We start from the raw sequence: 17,005 nt of genomic DNA on the forward strand, positions 1-17,005 counted from the left end.
GTCCGGATCAGAACCTGGGGGGCCAATTCCCTCGCAGGGCATCCTCCTTGCCCGCGTACACCGTCGGGAAGCGGTCCATGGCCCTCGCCTCCGCGGCCAGCTCGGGATCGAGGTACCCGAGGACGCGGTAGATCTTGTCATGGTCGGCGGCCAGGTCCCGATGGTGGACGGGCTCGTGGTGCATGACGCGGTTGCGCAGCAGCACCAGGGAGGACAGGCCGTCGTACAGCGCGTCGCGGCGGCCGGAGTAGTGCGGGAACGCCCTGTGCAGTACGGGCACCCAGAAGTACCGGTCGTATCCCGAGGCACTGCTGAGCAAGGACACCCAGAATCCGAACGTCAGCTCCGCGACCACGTCATCCGCGGTCACCCGGCGGCTGCCGCGGCGCGCGCACTTGGCCCGCGCTTCGGCGACCAGCCGCTGTCCGCGGGCGTTGAGCGGCGCCCCGGTCCACCAGTCGGGCCGCCCGTACGCGGTCTCCAAACGGTGGTGGAGTCGGTTGCGCAGAGCGATCTCCAGGCAGTGCAGAGGACCGTACAGGGCGGCCGACGCCTCGATGTTCCACCAGTACAGGCGCACCGCCGCCCGGGCGTCGCCGCGGGCGGCCCGGATGTACCGCTTCAGGCGCGGCAGAGACAAGGAGTGCAGCATCCAGTCGGGCAGCCTGTCGGCCATGGTCCCCCCTTCCGCCGGGCACGTGAGCTCACCCGGCGCACACTTATGCGGAAACGCCCCCTGTGCTACGGTGGGCGGTGAACGTCCTGGGCTCGCCTCTGCTTCGCATGCCACCCAGGGCACGGCCTCCGGAACCCCGGCCGCACTCCAGTTGCGGCCGGGGTTCCGCGCGTTCGGGCCCCGTCCCAGGGCCCGTCCGGCCCCGGGCGACGGTCCCGAAGACGACTGGAACGGTAGCCGAACACCTCGCACACCGCAAGCGCATTGCAGTACAACTAAATCTGTTAACCCCGGAAGTGTGAAACAGGGCCTCGCGTCGATTCCGCGAGGCCCTGAGAGGAAGGTCGGCGGAAGACCGCCCGCTACTTGAAGAACGCGATGCCGTCGTCCGGCAGGTCGTCCGGGAGGGCCTTGGCCCAGCGCTCGACCTCCTCGGGGGTGACGACCTTCTTGAGCTGGGCGGACATGTACGGCCGCAGCGGCACCTCGGGGGTCTGCTTCTCGCCGACCCACATCAGGTCGCCCTTGACGTAGCCGTACAGCCGCTTGCCGCCGCTGTAGGGGGCGGAGGCGGCGGTGCGGGCCACGGCGTCGGTGGCCAGGTCGATCTGCGGCTTCTTCTCCGCCATCTCGCCGTACCACACCTCGACCACGCCGTCCTGGCGGACCATGACGACCTCCAGCTTGCGCTCGGCGTCGATGCGCCAGAAGCCGTGCTCGGACTCCAGCGGGCGGACCTTGTTGCCCTCCTTGTCCAGCACCCAGGTGTGGGAGCGGTACTCCAGGAAGTCCCGCCCGTCGTGGGTGAAGGTGACCTCCTGCCCGAAGTTGCACTTCTCGGAACCGGGGAAGTCGTGCACGCCGGCGCCGGCCCAGTTGCCGAGCAGGAAGGCGAGGGGAACCAGGTCCTTGTGGAGGTCGGACGGGATCTCGATCATGAGCGGCTCAGCAGTCTCGTACGGCGGGAACGGGCGGGAACGGTCGTCAGCGCTGGCCCTGGTACAGCTTCTTCACGGTCAGGTAGGCGAAGGCGAGGACACCGACGCAGACCAGGACCAGCAGGGTTTCGTAGAAGATCTCCACGGGTGCTCCTCCGTTGGGCGTTGAGCGGGTGCGGCGCGGCACGGACGTACACGGGGCCGTGCTCCAGCTTACGTGGCCAAAACACGGCCCCCGGTGTGAGGTCCGCCCGCGCGACGGGCGCCGCCCGCCCGGTCAGGCCAGCAGCTGGCTCTGCAGGGTCACCGTCTGCCGGAAGGGGACGGCGGCGGCGCCGCCCGGGCGGGACTGCACGACCAGGGCGAGCACGTCCCCGGCCCCGAGGTAGGCCGTGCGGACCTGCTCGGCGCCGTAGGGCCGGGGCTCGGTGTAGTAGGAGTGCTGGACGTCCTCCACCAGCGCGGCGAGCGGGAAGGTCTCGTCGGGCACGGACGCCGACGCGCCGCGCACCGCGTACCGCGGCCCGGCGTAGGGGGCGACATCGGTGCCGAACAGTTTGTCCACGACCGCCGCGGTGCCGAACTGCAGCAGGTAGATCCGCGTGGACGTGCCGTCCGCGGTGCGCCAGCCGCGGGCCGCGATGTGCCGCAGCCCGTGGTCGACGAGCTTCTGCCCGAGCTCCTCGCGCTCGTCCCGGTCCGGGTACTCCGCCAGGAACCGCCGCGTCTCCAGCCAGCCGTCGCGGCCGTCGAGCGCCCGGTCCACGGTGGCGCCCCGCGGCGCGGGCAGCACGAGCCGGCGCAGGTCGGCGTAGTGCGCGCCGGCCTTGTTCGCCTGGTCGAAGGGGCTCGGGCTGCCGGACGGCAACGGCGGCCGGGTCAGTTGCGGGTACGCCCAGCGGCCGTCGGCGGCGGTGGCCAGGCCCGGCACGTCCGTGCGCTCCAGCCGCGTGATGCCGTAGGCCGTGCCCGCGCCGACCGACGCGAACACCGCGACGGCGGCGGCCCAGCGCAGCACGGCCCGGCGCACCCGGCGGCCCGGGGCGGGCGGCGGGGCCGGTTCCGTGGACGCGGGCGGGGCCGGTTCCGTGGACGCGGGCGGGGCCGTCATGGGCTCCTGGATCTGCTCGCCCACGCTCTCCGGGGTCTGCCCGCCCGTGTTCCCCTGGGTCTGCTCGTCCACGTTCCCCTGAGTCTGCTCGCCCACGCTCTCCTGGGTCTGCCCGCCCACGCTCTCCTGGGTCTGCCCGCCCGCGTTCTCCCGGATCTGCTCGCTCACACCGCCACCCCCTGCGCGGCGAGGCGGTCGAGCTGGTCGCGCAGCAGCACCGCCGCTCCCTTGGTGTCCAGCGGCTTGGCGCCCTGCACGGTGGCGTTGAACAGCACGTCCCCGACGTAGGCGGAGCAGACCATCATGTCCAGCTTCTCGTCGTCGTCCTTGGGCGGCAGGAAGCAGCGGGCGTTGTCGTGGCCCTTGATCCGCGGCCCGGCGCGGAAGACACCGAGCGCGTCGAGGAACTCGCCCTGGAAGCGGGCCGTGTCCCGTCCGGCGGCCCGGTTCTCCATCCGCGCGAGCTGGATGCTCACCGTGTAGGCGTGGTCGGTGGCGAACTGGGACAGCCAGGTGGTGCTGACGTAGCTGCGCATCGCCATGCCGGTGACGCGCTGCCGGTCGATCGACTTCTCCAGCCGCCGGCGCTGCGAGCGGGGCAGCCCGGCCAGCGACTCCTTGCGCAGCGCCGTGACCCGGGCGCCGCTCAGGACGGCGTCGGAGCCGAACTCGCCGAGGTCGGGGCCGCGGCCGAAGTTGTCGGTGCCGTAGGGAACCAGCAGGTCGGCCAGGTCCTGCCCCGGCTGGTGCGGGGTCTTGGGCCGCGTCTCGTCCTGCTGTGTCCCGTGGCGCTTGGGGAAGGTCCACACCGTGGTGTCCGCCGTCCGGTCGGCGCCGTGCACGGTGACGGCGGTGAAGCCGACGCCGCCGAGGACGACGGCCGCGAGGAGCAGGCGGGCGGTGACGGCGGCGGTCCGCCGGCGGCGTACGGGCTCCGCGCCCGTCGGTCGGTCACTCACAGCCGCTCCATCTGCCGGGTGGCCAGGCCCACGATCTCGGCCTTGGACACGGGCTTGGTGTCCGTGATCCACATCTCCATGACGATGTCCCCGCGCCAGGCGTGGGCCTCCGCGGTGTACTGCGGCAGGTAGCCCGCCCTGGTCTCGGGGTGCGGGTGGACGTAGGCCCGGCCGGTCCCCGTGCCGGGCACGGGCCGGCTACGGGCGCCGCCGCGCTCCGCCCACGTCTGCGCGTTCTCGGCCGCGTCCCGCGCCTCGAGGTTCTCCTCCTGCCGGTACTGAATCAGGCGGATCTCCACCGTGCGCGTACGGCCGGCCTGCCAGGCGGTGACGGCGGCGCGGCGGAACTCCGCGCCGAGCAGGTCACCGAACGCCCCGGCGGGCCGGTCGTACGTCTCCGCGTAGTCGGCCACGTCCATCCAGCCGTCGCCCTGCACGAAGTCCGCGTCGCGCGCTCCGCGCGGCTTCTTCAGCAGCAGTTTGCGCAGGTCGCCGTCGGTGCGTACCTGCCGGTCCTGAACGGCCGTCAGCGGCTCCGGCTCGCCCGTCGCCTGCTTCAGCGCCGGCTGGGACAGCGACGGCAGCCGGGTGGGCGGGCGGCGGGCCTGCACGACGTAGCCGGTGCAGGTGCCGGCGACGACGCCGAGCACGGCGGCGCCGGTCAGCAGGGCAGCCGTCCGCCGGCGGCGCCGGGGCGGTCTTTCCGCAACTTCCACAACGTCCCCCCACGGAACGTACGGATGGGGAGCGCGCACCTCCTGCGCGCTCCCCAGGTGACCCACGGCCGGGGCCGCGGGTTGTGGAGGGGCTGATTACGATTCGGACATGGCGAAGAAGCTCGTGATCAAGGTGACGGCGGGGGCCGACGCTCCCGAGCGCTGCTCGCAGGCGTTCACGGTGGCGGCGGTGGCCGCGGCCAGTGGCGTCGACGTCTCCCTGTGGCTGACCGGGGAGTCCGCCTGGTTCGCGCTCCCCGGCCGCGCCGAGGAGTTCGAGCTGCCGCACGCGGCGCCGCTGCCCGACCTGATCGCGTCGATCATGGCGAGCGGCCGCATCACCCTGTGCACCCAGTGCGCGGCCCGCCGCGACATCACGGAGAAGGACGTCATCGAGGGCGTGCGGATCGCGGGCGCGCAGGTCTTCGTGCAGGAGGCGCTGGGGGAGGACACGCAGGCGCTGGTCTACTGAGCTGGTCTACTGAGCTGGTCTACTGAGGCGGGCCGGGCCACCGCGCGCCGGGCCCGCCTCGCGGTCCGTCCCGGCTCACCGCGGCCCGGCCCCCTCGGCTCGACTCACTGCGGCTCCACTCACCGCGTCCCGGCTCACCACGGCCGCTTCTTGCCGTCCAGCTCGTCCCACCACTCGTCGGACTGCGGGTCGCCCTGGGGGTCCCCCCTGCTCGAGCGCGGCCGAGAGCTCGGGGGAGGGTCGTCCCACCAGCGGTCCTCCGGGCCGCGCCGGTTGGCGACCATGGCGGCGAGCGGCGGGATGACCATGGCGACCACGCACATGCCCACGGCGGCCGGGACGGACCAGATGCGCACCACGCCCCAGGCCAGGACGAACAGGCCGATGCAGGTGGCCATCATGGCGAAGTACACGCGCCGCCGCCGTGCGTACATGTCTCCAGGGTAGGTCCGGGAACGCCGAAGGGCCGCACCCCAGGCGTCCAACCCGAGGGGTGCGGCCCTTCGGCCGACGCGACGGCTGCCGTCAGACGGCGATCGCGACCTCCGCCAGGCCGCCCTTCTGGGCGACGACCGTACGGTCGGCGGTCAGGCCGCCGGGGACGAGGGCGCGCACGGTCCAGGTGCCCTCGGCCGCGTAGAAGCGGAACTGGCCGGTGGCGGAGGTGGGGACCTCCGCGGTGAACTCACCGGTCGAGTCCAGCAGCCGCACGTAGCCGGTCACCGGCTCGCCGTCGCGGGTCACCTGGCCCTGGATCGTGGTCTCGCCGGGCTTGATGGTCGAGGGGTCCGGGCCGCCGGCCTTCGCTCCACACATGTTCTGCTCCTGAATAGGGGTTCTGAGAGGTCGGTCGGGTGGCTTACTTGCCGGCGCCCAGCTCGATCGGCACGCCGACGAGGGAGCCGTACTCGGTCCAGGAACCGTCGTAGTTCTTGACGTTCGGCACGTCGAGCAGCTCGTGCAGCACGAACCAGGTCAGCGCCGAGCGCTCGCCGATGCGGCAGTAGGCGATGGTGTCCTTGGACAGGTCGACGTTCTCCTGGGCGTAGAGCTGCTTCAGCTCCTCGTCCGACTTGAAGGTGCCGTCGTCGTTGGCGTTCTTCGACCACGGGATGTTGCGGGCGGTCGGGACGTGGCCCGGGCGCTGGGACTGCTCCTGCGGCAGGTGGGCCGGGGCGAGCAGCTTGCCGGAGAACTCGTCGGGCGAGCGGACGTCGACCAGGTTCTGGTTGCCGATGGCGGCGAGCACGTCGTCGCGGAAGGCGCGGATGGAGGTGTCCTGCGGCTTGGCCTGGTACTCGGTCCGCGGCCGGCTCGGCACCTCCTCGACCAGCTCACGGGCGTCCAGCTCCCACTTCTTGCGGCCGCCGTCGAGGAGCTTGACGTTCTCGTGGCCGTAGAGCTTGAAGTACCAGTAGGCGTAGGCGGCGAACCAGTTGTTGTTGCCGCCGTAGAGCACCACCGTGTCGTCGTTGGCGATGCCGCGCTCGGAGAGCAGCTTCTCGAAGCCCTCCTGGTCGACGAAGTCGCGGCGGACCGGGTCCTGCAGGTCCTGCTTCCAGTCGAGCTTGATGGCGTTGCGGATGTGGTTCTTGTCGTACGCCGTGGTGTCCTCGTCGACCTCGACGATGACGACCTTGGGGTCGTCGAGGTGCTGCTCGACCCAGTCGGCGTCTACCAGGACGTCGCTGCGGCTCATGCTCTTTCTCCTCCGGGGCAGTTGCGGCGGGCGTGCGTGTGGGAGGTGCGCGGTCGCGCCGGTACGGGGGCGTGGCGCACCGGCCCCGTCAGAGGGGCCTGGTGGGGGATGCGGAAGGCGGCCTGCGCCTCGCGCTCAGAAGGGGCGACAGAGCATGGCGGCCACGCGGCACAGGTCTACTGCCCGCCGCTTCGTGAGATCCGCCTGTCGCTTCATGGGGTCGATCGTAGGGACGCACCCACGGGCATGTCACCGGCATGTCGAATATTGAGACGCCATCGTCCGGGATGCGGGAAACACTCTCGTACGACCGGGGGTGCGGCGCCCGGCCCGGCCGGAGTTCCCGGCGGCTCATCTGCCGACCGGACGGCGCCGTCTCACCAGGCGGACACCGGCCGTCGGCCGCCCGTCGTCCCACCCCGTCGTCCCACCGGACGTGCCCATTGACCGCGCCCACCGACCGGGCCCGCGTCCACGCGCACGCGCACGCACATGCACGCGGCTGCGCTCGTCGCGCCGCCCGCCGGACGTGCCCGCCGGCCGCGCTCGTCGTCCTACCCGCCGACCGCGCGTCCTACCCCGCCAGCCGCACGTCGGAACCCGTCACCGCGATGTCCACGCCGTCCTTCGCGGCCTGGACCTTCTGCAGCCGGATGCCGCCGGGCAGGCCGTCGATCTTCTGCTGGAAGTCGGTGACGGCGCGGACGCGGTTCGCGGCGAGCCGCAGCAGGCCGACGTCGGGCAGCCTGTCCGCCTTGATCCGCACGGTGTCGCCGTCGACGACGGTGACCGAGCCGAGGACGGCCACCGGGGGGACGGTGACCTGCGGCGCGGTCACCTTGACCGTCACCTTGACCTTGCCGCCGCCCCCGTAGGACAGCCCGGTGACCTGCGCGGTGACATTGGGCATGATCTCGGTCTCCTGCGGCTTGACCGCCCTCAGCAGCTCCGCGTACGAGACGGTCGCGCTGCCGGTCGCCGTCGCGGCGGTGGCGGAGCCGTAGTCGCCGGAGAAGCTGACGCCCTTCATGGAGGCGTGCAGGTCGTCGATGCGGATCCGCCGGCCGCCGGTGCCGGCGGTGGCCTGGTAGCTGCCGATGCCGACCTCCACGTCGTCCAGCTTCCGGCCGACGACCTGGGTGAGGAACGGGAAGCCCTCGATGGACACGTCGGGCGTGGTGGCGAGGTTCTCCCTGGCCTTCAGCCGGTCCGCCACCTCGCCCTCCGCGAAGTGCACGGCGAGCCGGTCGGCGGCGACGAACAGGCCGCCCAGGATCACGACGACGATCAGCAGTATGCGCAGCGCACGCATGCGGGTCCCCCAGGACGTCAGCGGCCGTCACGGCGACGGTCCGAGTCACCGTAACCCGGCGGCGGTCCCCGGCCGGGCGATTGTCGATCACCTGTGACAGGCGGGCCCGGCCGGGACTCGATTCAGGCCAGCGCCCGCCCCAGCACCCACACCGCCGGCGCCGCCGCGGTCAGCGGCAGGGCCACACCGGCGGTGAAGTGGACGAAACGGGACGGGTAGTCGTAGGCGGCGACCCGGTGGCCGACGAGGGCGCACACCGCGGCGCCCGCGCCCAGCAGCGCGCCCTTCGCGCCGAGCCCGGTCAGCCCGCCGACGGCGATGCCCGCGCCGGCCCCGGCGAGCAGGGCCACGACGACGGAGGCGGGCCCCGGCAGCGGCAGCGCGCGGGCGACCACGGTCACCGCGACCGCCGCGGCGCCCACGCAGACCGCGTCCGCGTCCGCCGCCAGGTGCCCGGTGGCGAGGATCGCCAGCGCCGCCGAGGCGACGGTGGCCATCAGGCCGTACATGCGCTCGTCGGGGTCGGCGTGCGAGCGCAGTTGCAGCACCAGTGCGAGCAGCACCCACAGGCCGAGCGGGCCGAGGATCGCGGCGGTCGCGTGCTCCCGGCCGGCGGCGAGCACGGCCGCGTCGGCGACGAGCGCGCCCGCGAAGGCCAGCGCGATGCCCTGCCGGGCCGGCCACATGCCGTTCAGCCGGAACCAGCCCGCGGCGGTGACGGCCTGCAGCACGACGAGCGGGACGAGCAGGGCGTAGGAGCCGAGCGGCGCCGTCGCCGCCAGCAGCAGTCCGAGCAGCGCGGTGAGCAGGGCGGGCTGCATGCCGGGGTCGATGATCGGCGAGCGGCCCTCGGCGCGGGCCCGCTGCGCGTCCGTCACGCGCGCGTTGCCGCCGAGGGTGGGCGGCCCGTAGGCGGGCTCACCGGGGACGGACGGCGGCTGCGGCGCAGGCCGGGCGGCGGAGGCGGGTCCGGAAGCGGAGACCGGTCCGGGAGCGGAAACGGGTCCGGGAGCCGAGGCGTGCGCCGGCTGGTGGGGCGCCGGCCGGCCCCAGCCCGGTGCCGGCGTCTGCGGCGGCAGCGGGCCCGCGCCGACCGGGGCGCCGTGGTGCGCGGCCGGCGGCAGGTGGGCGGTCCGCCCGCCGGCCTGTCCGCCGAGCTGCCCGCCGGCCTGCGGAGCGGCCTGCGGGGCGACCGGCGGCAGGTACGCGGTCGGCTCGGCGTCCGCCGCGGCCACCGGCGGCTGGACCTGCGTCTCCCAGGTCTGCCCCTGCCACTGCTGCGTGTGCTGCTCCTCGTACTGCTGCTGCGCGTACTGCTGCTGCGCGTACTGCTGCTGCGCGTACTGCTGCTCCGCGTGCTGTCCGTACTGTTCGTGCTGTCCGTACTGCCCGTACTGCCCGTACTGTCCTCCGTGCGCCTGCGGCTGCCCCGGCCACGCCTGCGGCTGAGGCTGCGGATTCGCCTGCGGCTGAGGCTGCGGGGTCGGCTGCTGCGGGTGGGACTGCGGGTGGGAGCCGTATCCCTCGTACGGACCGCCGTACGGGTGCTCGGGCTGGTTGGTCACGGGGTCACCCTCCTGCGAACGGGGGGAGCACCTCGACCGTGCCACCCTCGGTCAGCCGTACCGTCTCATGTCCGCGCGTGCCGACGGGGTCGCCGTCGACCAGGAACGAGCAGCGCCGCAGCACACGCGTGAGCTCGCCGGGGTGCCGTGTGCGCACCGCGTCGAGCGCCTCGGCGAGCGTGCCCGCCTCGTACGGCTCCTCGGCTGTACCGGCCGCGGCCTTCGCGGCGGCCCAGTAGCGGACCGTGACCCTTGCCATCCCGTTCCTCGAAACACTCGGCGCACTCGGCAACGCACACCAACGAACACCGCAAGGCTAGCCCGCCGCGCCGGCCACCCAGCGCCCGATCCGGTGCAGCAGGTCCTCGCCGACCGCGTGCTCGGCGTGGCCCATGCCGGGCTCCAGCCAGAGTTCGCCGTGGTCACCGGCGGCCTCGGCGAGCATCCGGGGGTGGTCGAGGGGGAAGTAGGCGTCGCGGTCGCCGTGCACGATCAGCAGCGGGGTCGGCGCGATCCGGGGCACGGCCTCCACCGGGGAGAGCGGAACGGGGTCCCACTCCCGGTGGTGGATGCGGGTGCGGAAGCCGTAGCGGCCCACCAGGCGGCCCGCGGGGCGGGTGACCAGCCAGTGCAGCCGCCGCATGGGCGCGGTGCCGCGGTAGTACCAGCGGGCCGGGGCGCTGACGGAGACCACGGCGTCCGTGCGGGCCCGCGGCTCCCGGCCGTGCAGCGCCGCGTGCCGCAGCACCACCGAGCCGCCCATCGAGAAGCCGACGGTCGCCACGCGCGTGTGCCCGAGCTCCCGCGCCCAGGCGACCGCGGCCGTCACGTCGTGGATCTCGCGGTCGCCGACCGTGGAGCGCCCGCCGGAGGCGCCGTGGCCGCGGAAGGAGAACGTCACCACCGCCCCGTAACGGGCGAGCACGCCGGCGACGCGCCGCACGTGCGGCCGGTCCAGGTCGCCGGTGAAGCCGTGGGCGACGACGATGGCGAGAGGGGCCTGCGGGTGACCGCCGGGTGGCGTCCCGGTGCCGTACGAGGCCGTCGCCGGCTCGTAGCGGGCGTCGATGCGCACCCCGTCGGCCGTGCGCAGGAACCTCCGCGACGGGCCGCGTACGGTGGTGGCAGCGGTCGTGGAATCCGCCGTCTCACTGGGTGGAACGTTCCACGAACGCGTCACACGACCTGCCGGAGGAGTGCCCATGTCGGCTATTCTGCTCGGCAGAGGACTCGGGCAGCGAAGCCCCCGAGTCCTTTTGTGCTTTCGGAAGCGTTGTATACGGGCGGCAAAACCGCGGGCAAAAGCGGTCAAAAACCGCAGGTGTACGGCCCCGTCGATGGCATAGGGCAGAGCGGGTCCCAGGGGCGCGGGATTCGCACGAACGCAAGCAGTGCCGCAGACGTCCTCGCAGGGACCGAGGAGGAACCAGACGTTATGGCCGAGCGATCCGCGCACGAACGAACGACGACCCGGGCATGGGGGTCCCCCCTGCTCACGGGGGTTCCCCCGCTCGAGCCAAGCCGAGGACTCCGGGGAGGGGCGCGATGAGTTCCCTGCTGCTCCTGACCAACGCCCTCCAGCCGTCGACGGAGGTGCTCCCCGCCCTCGGCCTGCTGCTGCACACCGTGCGCGTGGCGCCCGCGGAGGGCCCGGCCCTCGTCGACACTCCCGGCGCCGACGTGATCCTGGTGGACGGCCGGCGCGACCTGCCGCAGGTGCGCAGCCTGTGCCAGCTGCTGCGCTCCACCGGGCCCGGCTGCCCGCTCCTCCTCGTCGTCACCGAGGGCGGCCTGGCCGCCGTCACCGCCGACTGGGGCATCGACGACGTGCTGCTGGACACCGCGGGCCCGGCCGAGGTGGAGGCCCGGCTGCGGCTGGCGATGGGCCGCCAGCAGATCGCCGGCGACGACTCCCCCATGGAGATCCGCAACGGCGACCTGTCGGTGGACGAGGCGACCTACAGCGCCAAGCTCAAGGGCCGGGTCCTGGACCTGACCTTCAAGGAGTTCGAGCTGCTGAAGTACCTCGCGCAGCACCCCGGCCGCGTCTTCACGCGCGCGCAGCTGCTGCAGGAGGTGTGGGGCTACGACTACTTCGGCGGCACCCGCACCGTCGACGTCCACGTGCGGCGCCTGCGCGCCAAGCTCGGTCCCGAGCACGAGTCGCTGATCGGCACCGTGCGCAACGTCGGCTACCGGTTCGTGACCCCGGAGAAGCCGGACCGCCGCGAGCCGGACCGCCGCGAGGAGGCCAGGGCCGGTGCGGGCCGGGCGAAGGCCGCCGACGCCGGCGAGACGAGCGTGGCGGGCGAGACGGGCGTGGACGCCGTCGAGGTGACCGCGGAGGCGTAGCGCCCGGGCGGGGGCGTAGCGCCCGGGCGGGGGCGCGTCCGGTCCGGGTGTCCGGGCTGCGATACGCCCTGCCCAGCGCTTGATATATCCGCGTAGACTCCGCGCGTGGCGAAGGTGACTCGCGATGACGTGGCGCGGCTGGCGGGGACGTCCACAGCCGTCGTCAGTTATGTCATCAACAACGGACCCCGGCCGGTCGCCCCGGCCACGCGCGAGCGTGTCCTCGCAGCGATCAAGGAGCTGGGCTACCGGCCCGACCGGGTCGCGCAGGCGATGGCCTCGCGGCGCACGGACCTCATAGGGCTGATCGTGCCCGACGCGCGCCAGCCCTTCTTCGGGGAGATGGCGCACGCGGTGGAGCAGGCCGCCTCCGAGCGCGGGAAGATGGTCCTCGTCGGCAACTCCGACTACATCGCCGAACGCGAGGTCCACTACCTGCGGGCGTTCCTCGGGATGCGGGTGTCGGGCCTGATCCTGGTCAGCCACGCCCTCAACGACCTGGCCGCCGCCGAGATCGAGGCCTGGGACGCCCGCGTGGTGCTGCTGCACGAACGCCCCGAGGCCTTCGACGACGTCGCCGTCGTCACCGACGACCTGGGCGGCGCCCAGCTCGCCGTCCGCCACCTGCTGGAGCACGGCCACGACTACGTCGCCTGCGTGGGCGGCACCGCCGAGACCCCGCCCGTGGGCGACCCGGTCTCCGACCACGTCGAGGGCTGGCGCCGGGCCATGGCCGAGGCCGGCATTCCCACCAAGGGCCGCCTGTTCGAGGCGCCGTACAACCGCTACGACGCCTACCGGGTCGGCCTGGAGATCCTCTCCGGCCCCGACCGGCCGCCCGCCGTCTTCTGCTCCACCGACGACCAGGCCATCGGCCTGCTGCGGGCCGCCCGCGAGCTGCGCATCGACGTGCCCGGCGAGCTGGCCGTGGCCGGCTTCGACGACATCAAGGAGGCCGCCCTCGCCGACCCGCCGCTGACGACGGTCGCCTCCGACCGCCCGGCCATGGCCCGCGCCGCCGTCGACCTCGTCCTGGACGACGGGCTGCGGGCCGCGGGGTCGCGGCGGGAGCGGCTGAAGGTGTTCCCGTCGCGGCTGGTGGTGCGGCGCTCGTGCGGGTGCGGAGGCTGAGGGGCGGCGCGAAGCGGCCCGCAGACCCGCAGACCCGCGGACCCGCAGCCGCGGAGAGCGGCACCCCCGTGTGTGGGGAGCGGCACCGCCGCGCATGGGGAGCGGCGCCCCCGCGTGTGGGGAGCGGCACCGCCGCGCATGGGGAGCGGCACCGCCGCGCATGGGGAGCAGCACCCCCGCGCATGGGGAGCAGCACCCCCGCGCATGGGGAGCAGCACCCCCGCGCATGGGGAGCAGCGCCCCCGCGCGGTAAGCGGCACTCCTGCGCGGGGAGCGGCGCCTTTATATCGGGCATACGAGGTTCTGCCGGGCTTCTCAGCGGGCACTCAGGTGGCTCTCATGATCGCGCGAGAGTCTCATGGGCATGACCGAGAGCTTCCGCAGCAGTGGTGAGCACGACCCGCAGGGCGACGGCCGGCAGCAGGCCCTCCACCCCCGGCAGCACGCTTCCTCGCCCGTGAGCCCGGAGTGGCCGCCCCCGCCGGCGTACGCCCCGGTCGCGGACGGCCACGGCACCGCCGGCCACGCCGGCGCCACGTACGGCCACACCGGTCCCGGTGGTCCCGGTGGTCCCGAGGGTCCCGGTGGTCCCGGTGGTCCCGGGGGTCCCGGGGGTCCCGGGGCCGCCGCGTACGGCGGCACCGGTCCCGTCGGCCCCGGTGGCGGCACCGCGGTGCTCTCCGCCGTACCGGCCGCCCCGCAGCCGGGGCGGCGCACCCGCGGACCGGCCTCGCTGCTGGCCGCGGTGGCGATCGTCGCCGCGGCGGTGGGCGGCGGCACCGCGTACGGCATCCAGGAGCTGACCGGCACCGGCACCGTCGCCTCCAGCAGCACCAGCACCCACGTCATACCCGCCGGCCAGCGGGGCAGCATCGCCGCGATCGCCAAGGCGGTCAGCCCGAGCGTCGTCCAGGTCAACGCCACCTCCGGCGCCGGCGAGTCCACCGGCTCCGGCGTGATCGTCACCGGTGACGGCGAGGTCGTCACCAACAACCACGTGATCTCCGGCGCCTCCTCGATCAAGGTGACGACCAGCAGCGGCACGTCCTACACCGCCAAGGTCGTCGGCACCGACAGCAAGAAGGATCTGGCACTGGTCAAACTGGAGGGCGCCGCCGGGCTGAAGGCCGCCACCCTCGGCAACTCCGACGGCCTGCGGGTCGGCGACCAGGTCGTCGCGATCGGCTCCCCCGAGGGCCTGACCGGCACCGTCACCAGCGGCATCGTCTCCGCCCTGGACCGGGACGTCACCGTGCCCGTGGAGAGCGACCCGGGCCGGCAGCAGGACCAGCAGGACGGCGGCTGGCCGTTCGAGTTCGGCGGCCGGCAGTTCAACGGCGACACGGGCTCGCGGACGACCACGTACAAGGCCATCCAGACCGACGCCTCCCTCAACCCGGGCAACTCCGGCGGCGCGCTGATCGACATGAACGGCAACGTCGTCGGCATCAACTCCGCGATGTACTCGCCGTCCTCCACCTCCTCGTCCTCGTCGTCCGACGCCGGCAGCGTCGGCCTCGGCTTCGCCATCCCCGTCAACACCGTCAAGGCGGACCTCGCCAAGCTGCGCGCCGGCGCCACCGACTGAGCCGGCGCCCGGCCCGCCGTACCGACCGCGCCCGGCCTGCCGCACCGACCGCGCCGTACCCTCCGGGCCGACCGCGCCGTACCCTCCGGGCCGGGAGCCAGGAGCCGGGCGCCCGGCTCCCGAAGCCCGGCTCCCGCGGCCCGGCTTCCGGCGCCCGGGGCCGTCCACCGGCGCGGTCTTAGGCTGAGAACGTCAGCCCACCGCCCCACCGCATCCGAGGAACCCCACACCGATGAGCCCCTCCGACGGCGACCGTGACCTCCAGCGCATCCTGATCGTCGACGACGAGCCGGCCGTGCGCGAAGCACTCCAGCGCAGCCTCGCCTTCGAGGGGTACGACACCGAGGTCGCCGCCGACGGCGCCCAGGCGCTGGAGAGGGCGGCCGCGTACCGGCCCGACCTGGTCGTCCTCGACATCCAGATGCCCCGCATGGACGGTCTCACCGCCGCCCGCCGGATGCGCGGCGCCGGCGACACCACCCCGATCCTGATGCTCACCGCCCGCGACACGGTCGGCGACCGTGTGACCGGGCTGGACGCGGGCGCCGACGACTACCTGGTCAAGCCCTTCGAGCTGGACGAGCTGTTCGCCCGCATCCGCGCGCTGCTGCGGCGCAGCTCCTACGCCGTCTCGGTGGCCGGCGCCGCCGACGACGGCAACGTCCTCGCCTTCGCCGACCTGCGCATGGACCTCGCCACCCGCGAGGTGACCCGGGGCGGGCGGCCGGTGGAGCTGACCCGCACCGAGTTCACGCTCCTGGAGATGTTCCTGGCGCACCCGCGCCAGGTCCTCACCCGGGAGCAGATCCTCAAGGCGGTCTGGGGCTTCGACTTCGAACCGTCCTCCAACTCCCTCGACGTGTACGTCATGTACCTGCGCCGCAAGACCGAGGCCGGCGGTGAGCCGCGCCTGGTGCACACCGTGCGCGGCGTCGGGTACGTGCTGCGGCAGGGCGGCGCGGAGTGACGCGGCTCGTCCGCCGGTACCGGTCCCTGCCGATCCGTTCCCGCCTGGCGCTGCTGGTGGCGGCGGCGGTGGCGTTCGCGGTGGCGGCGGTGTCGGTGACGTGCTGGTTCATCGTGCGGGGGAAGCTGTACGGCGACATCAACGACGCCCTGAAGTCCGGCATGTCCCACCCGCTGCCGGTGGACCAGGTGCGGGCCACGCTCGGCACCTGCCCCCAGTCGCCGTCGCAGGCGTTCCCCTTCCCCTCGCGGTTCAAGGGCTACACGCAGATCGTCCAGTCGGACGGCACGGCCTGCCTCTACGGCACGTCCCCGGCCATGGTGAAGGTCACCGACGGCGACAAGGCGGTGGCGAAGAACCCCCAGCCCGGCCGCGGCACGCTCCGCAACGGCACGGACAGCGACGGCAACCCCGTGCGCGTGCTGACGACGGCGCTGGAGGTCGAAGGCGTCGACGGCCACTACGTCGCCCGGAACGCGGCCCTGATCATCGCCCTGCCCCTCAACAGCACCGAGGCCACCCTCAACGAGCTGGCCCTGCTGCTCCTGGCGGTCTCCGGCATCGGCGTCCTCGGCGCCGGCGCCGCCGGCCTGGCCGTGGCCCGTGCGGGGCTGCGCCCGGTCGACCGGCTGACGGAGGCCGTCGAGCACGTGGCGCGCACCGAGGACCTGAGCGTGCGCATTCCCGTCGACGAGGACAGCGACGACGAGATCGCCCGCCTGTCCCGCTCCTTCAACTCGATGACGACCGCCCTGGCCAGCTCCCGCGAGCTGCAGCAGCAGCTCATCGCCGACGCCGGCCACGAACTGCGCACCCCGCTCACCTCGCTGCGCACCAACATCGAACTGCTCACCCGCAGCGAGGAGACGGGCCGCCCGATCCCGGCGGCGGACCGCAAGGCGCTGCTGGCCTCCGTGCGGGCGCAGATGACCGAACTGGCCGCCCTCATCAGCGACCTGCAGGAGCTGTCCCGCCCGGACACCGGCCAGCACGCGGCCAGGACGCGGATCGTGGCGTGGCAGGACGTCGTGGAGTCGGCGCTGCGCCGCGCCCGGCTGCGCGGCCCGGAGCTGACGATCACGGCGGACGTGCAGCCGTGGTACGTGCGGGCGGAGCCGTCCTCGCTGGAGCGCGCGGTGGTCAACATCCTGGACAACGCGGTGAAGTTCAGTCCCGAGGGCGGCACGGTCGAGGTGCGGCTCGCCGACGGCGTGCTCACCGTCCGCGACCACGGTCCCGGCATCCCCGCCGACGAACTCCCCCACGTCTTCGACCGCTTCTGGCGCTCGCCGTCCGCGCGTGCCCTGCCCGGCTCCGGCCTGGGCCTGTCCATCGTGGCCCGCACGGTGCAGCAGGCGGGCGGTGAGGTGTCCCTGGCTCCCGCGCAGGGCGGCGGCACGGTGGCGACGATCCGGCTGCCGGGGGCACCGACGCCGCCGCCCGGGACGCCGTAGGCCGGCGGTCGCGGGCGGGTTCTTGGAGGCGTGCCCACGGCCCTGCGTGGGCCTCCGGCGTCGGG

Annotated in this window: 19 protein-coding genes; 6 read left to right on the plus strand and 13 right to left on the minus strand. The window is 73.6% G+C overall.

What is annotated here, in order from left to right; all coding sequences use genetic code 11:
• Positions 1 to 7: 7 nt before the first annotated feature.
• From IE225_RS26930 to IE225_RS26950, 5 genes are all read right to left on the minus strand, one after another.
• A complete protein-coding gene (locus IE225_RS26930) occupies positions 8 to 676 on the minus strand; it encodes a hypothetical protein (protein ID WP_190060220.1) in 669 nt (222 codons plus the stop codon).
• 362 nt (positions 677 to 1,038) lie between these two features.
• Positions 1,039 to 1,614, minus strand: coding sequence for a heme-binding beta-barrel domain-containing protein (locus IE225_RS26935; protein WP_190060221.1), 576 nt, complete (start codon positions 1,612 to 1,614; stop codon positions 1,039 to 1,041).
• A gap of 277 nt (positions 1,615 to 1,891) precedes the next feature.
• Positions 1,892 to 2,893, minus strand: coding sequence for a hypothetical protein (locus tag IE225_RS26940; RefSeq protein WP_229880100.1), 1,002 nt, complete (start codon positions 2,891 to 2,893; stop codon positions 1,892 to 1,894).
• Positions 2,890 to 3,684, minus strand: a complete 795-nt coding sequence (locus tag IE225_RS26945) for a hypothetical protein (protein ID WP_190060222.1) — start codon at positions 3,682 to 3,684, stop codon at positions 2,890 to 2,892. Before IE225_RS26945 ends, IE225_RS26940 begins: the two co-directional genes overlap by 4 nt.
• Positions 3,681 to 4,400: a hypothetical protein gene (locus IE225_RS26950; RefSeq protein WP_190060223.1), complete on the minus strand. Its 720-nt coding sequence runs from the start codon at positions 4,398 to 4,400 to the stop codon at positions 3,681 to 3,683. The genes IE225_RS26945 and IE225_RS26950 overlap by 4 nt, the downstream gene beginning before the upstream one ends.
• Before the next feature lie 109 nt (positions 4,401 to 4,509).
• On the opposite strand from IE225_RS26950, the gene IE225_RS26955 reads away from it, so the two are divergent.
• Complete coding sequence (locus tag IE225_RS26955) at positions 4,510 to 4,872, plus strand: DsrE family protein (protein WP_190060224.1); 363 nt, start codon at positions 4,510 to 4,512, stop codon at positions 4,870 to 4,872.
• Positions 4,873 to 5,006: 134 nt separating this feature from the next.
• Here IE225_RS26955 and IE225_RS26960 read toward each other — a convergent pair whose 3' ends face one another.
• The 8 genes from IE225_RS26960 to IE225_RS26990 all read right to left on the minus strand — a co-directional run bounded on the left by IE225_RS26960 (position 5,007) and on the right by IE225_RS26990 (position 10,652).
• Complete coding sequence (locus IE225_RS26960; protein WP_190060225.1) at positions 5,007 to 5,306, minus strand: DUF3099 domain-containing protein; 300 nt, start codon at positions 5,304 to 5,306, stop codon at positions 5,007 to 5,009.
• Positions 5,307 to 5,397: 91 nt separating this feature from the next.
• Complete coding sequence (locus tag IE225_RS26965; RefSeq protein WP_190060226.1) at positions 5,398 to 5,688, minus strand: DUF1416 domain-containing protein; 291 nt, start codon at positions 5,686 to 5,688, stop codon at positions 5,398 to 5,400.
• 43 nt (positions 5,689 to 5,731) lie between these two features.
• Positions 5,732 to 6,571: a sulfurtransferase gene (locus IE225_RS26970; RefSeq protein ID WP_190060227.1), complete on the minus strand. Its 840-nt coding sequence runs from the start codon at positions 6,569 to 6,571 to the stop codon at positions 5,732 to 5,734.
• 135 nt (positions 6,572 to 6,706) lie between these two features.
• A complete protein-coding gene (locus IE225_RS34170) occupies positions 6,707 to 6,787 on the minus strand; it encodes an Ms5788A family Cys-rich leader peptide (protein ID WP_350751515.1) in 81 nt (26 codons plus the stop codon).
• Positions 6,788 to 7,145: 358 nt separating this feature from the next.
• Positions 7,146 to 7,883, minus strand: coding sequence for an LmeA family phospholipid-binding protein (locus IE225_RS26975; RefSeq protein WP_190060228.1), 738 nt, complete (start codon positions 7,881 to 7,883; stop codon positions 7,146 to 7,148).
• A 122-nt stretch (positions 7,884 to 8,005) separates the two neighbouring features.
• Positions 8,006 to 9,448 (minus strand): hypothetical protein, encoded by a 1,443-nt coding sequence (locus IE225_RS26980; protein WP_190060229.1) that lies wholly within the window; start codon positions 9,446 to 9,448, stop codon positions 8,006 to 8,008.
• Between the two features lie 4 nt (positions 9,449 to 9,452).
• Positions 9,453 to 9,707 carry a MoaD/ThiS family protein gene (locus tag IE225_RS26985; protein WP_190060230.1) on the minus strand — a complete coding sequence of 85 codons (255 nt, stop codon included), beginning with the start codon at positions 9,705 to 9,707 and terminating at the stop codon, positions 9,453 to 9,455.
• A gap of 57 nt (positions 9,708 to 9,764) precedes the next feature.
• Positions 9,765 to 10,652, minus strand: coding sequence for an alpha/beta hydrolase (locus tag IE225_RS26990; RefSeq protein WP_190060231.1), 888 nt, complete (start codon positions 10,650 to 10,652; stop codon positions 9,765 to 9,767).
• A gap of 341 nt (positions 10,653 to 10,993) precedes the next feature.
• Between IE225_RS26990 and IE225_RS26995 the strand changes: the two genes are divergently transcribed.
• The 5 genes from IE225_RS26995 (at position 10,994) to IE225_RS27015 (ending at position 16,940) form a co-directional block, all read left to right on the plus strand.
• Complete coding sequence (locus tag IE225_RS26995; protein ID WP_190060232.1) at positions 10,994 to 11,800, plus strand: response regulator transcription factor; 807 nt, start codon at positions 10,994 to 10,996, stop codon at positions 11,798 to 11,800.
• Positions 11,801 to 11,905: 105 nt separating this feature from the next.
• On the plus strand, positions 11,906 to 12,931 hold the full coding sequence (locus IE225_RS27000) for a LacI family DNA-binding transcriptional regulator (RefSeq protein WP_190060233.1): 1,026 nt from the start codon (positions 11,906 to 11,908) through the stop codon (positions 12,929 to 12,931).
• Between the two features lie 364 nt (positions 12,932 to 13,295).
• Positions 13,296 to 14,519, plus strand: a complete 1,224-nt coding sequence (locus IE225_RS27005; protein ID WP_190060234.1) for a S1C family serine protease — start codon at positions 13,296 to 13,298, stop codon at positions 14,517 to 14,519.
• 232 nt (positions 14,520 to 14,751) lie between these two features.
• Complete coding sequence (locus tag IE225_RS27010) at positions 14,752 to 15,486, plus strand: response regulator transcription factor (RefSeq protein WP_190060235.1); 735 nt, start codon at positions 14,752 to 14,754, stop codon at positions 15,484 to 15,486.
• Positions 15,483 to 16,940 carry a sensor histidine kinase gene (locus IE225_RS27015; protein ID WP_190060236.1) on the plus strand — a complete coding sequence of 486 codons (1,458 nt, stop codon included), beginning with the start codon at positions 15,483 to 15,485 and terminating at the stop codon, positions 16,938 to 16,940. The genes IE225_RS27010 and IE225_RS27015 overlap by 4 nt, the downstream gene beginning before the upstream one ends.
• Positions 16,941 to 17,005: the final 65 nt, after the last annotated feature.

It is taken from the genome of Streptomyces echinoruber (assembly GCF_014651135.1).
GTDB lineage: Bacteria > Actinomycetota > Actinomycetes > Streptomycetales > Streptomycetaceae > Streptomyces > Streptomyces echinoruber.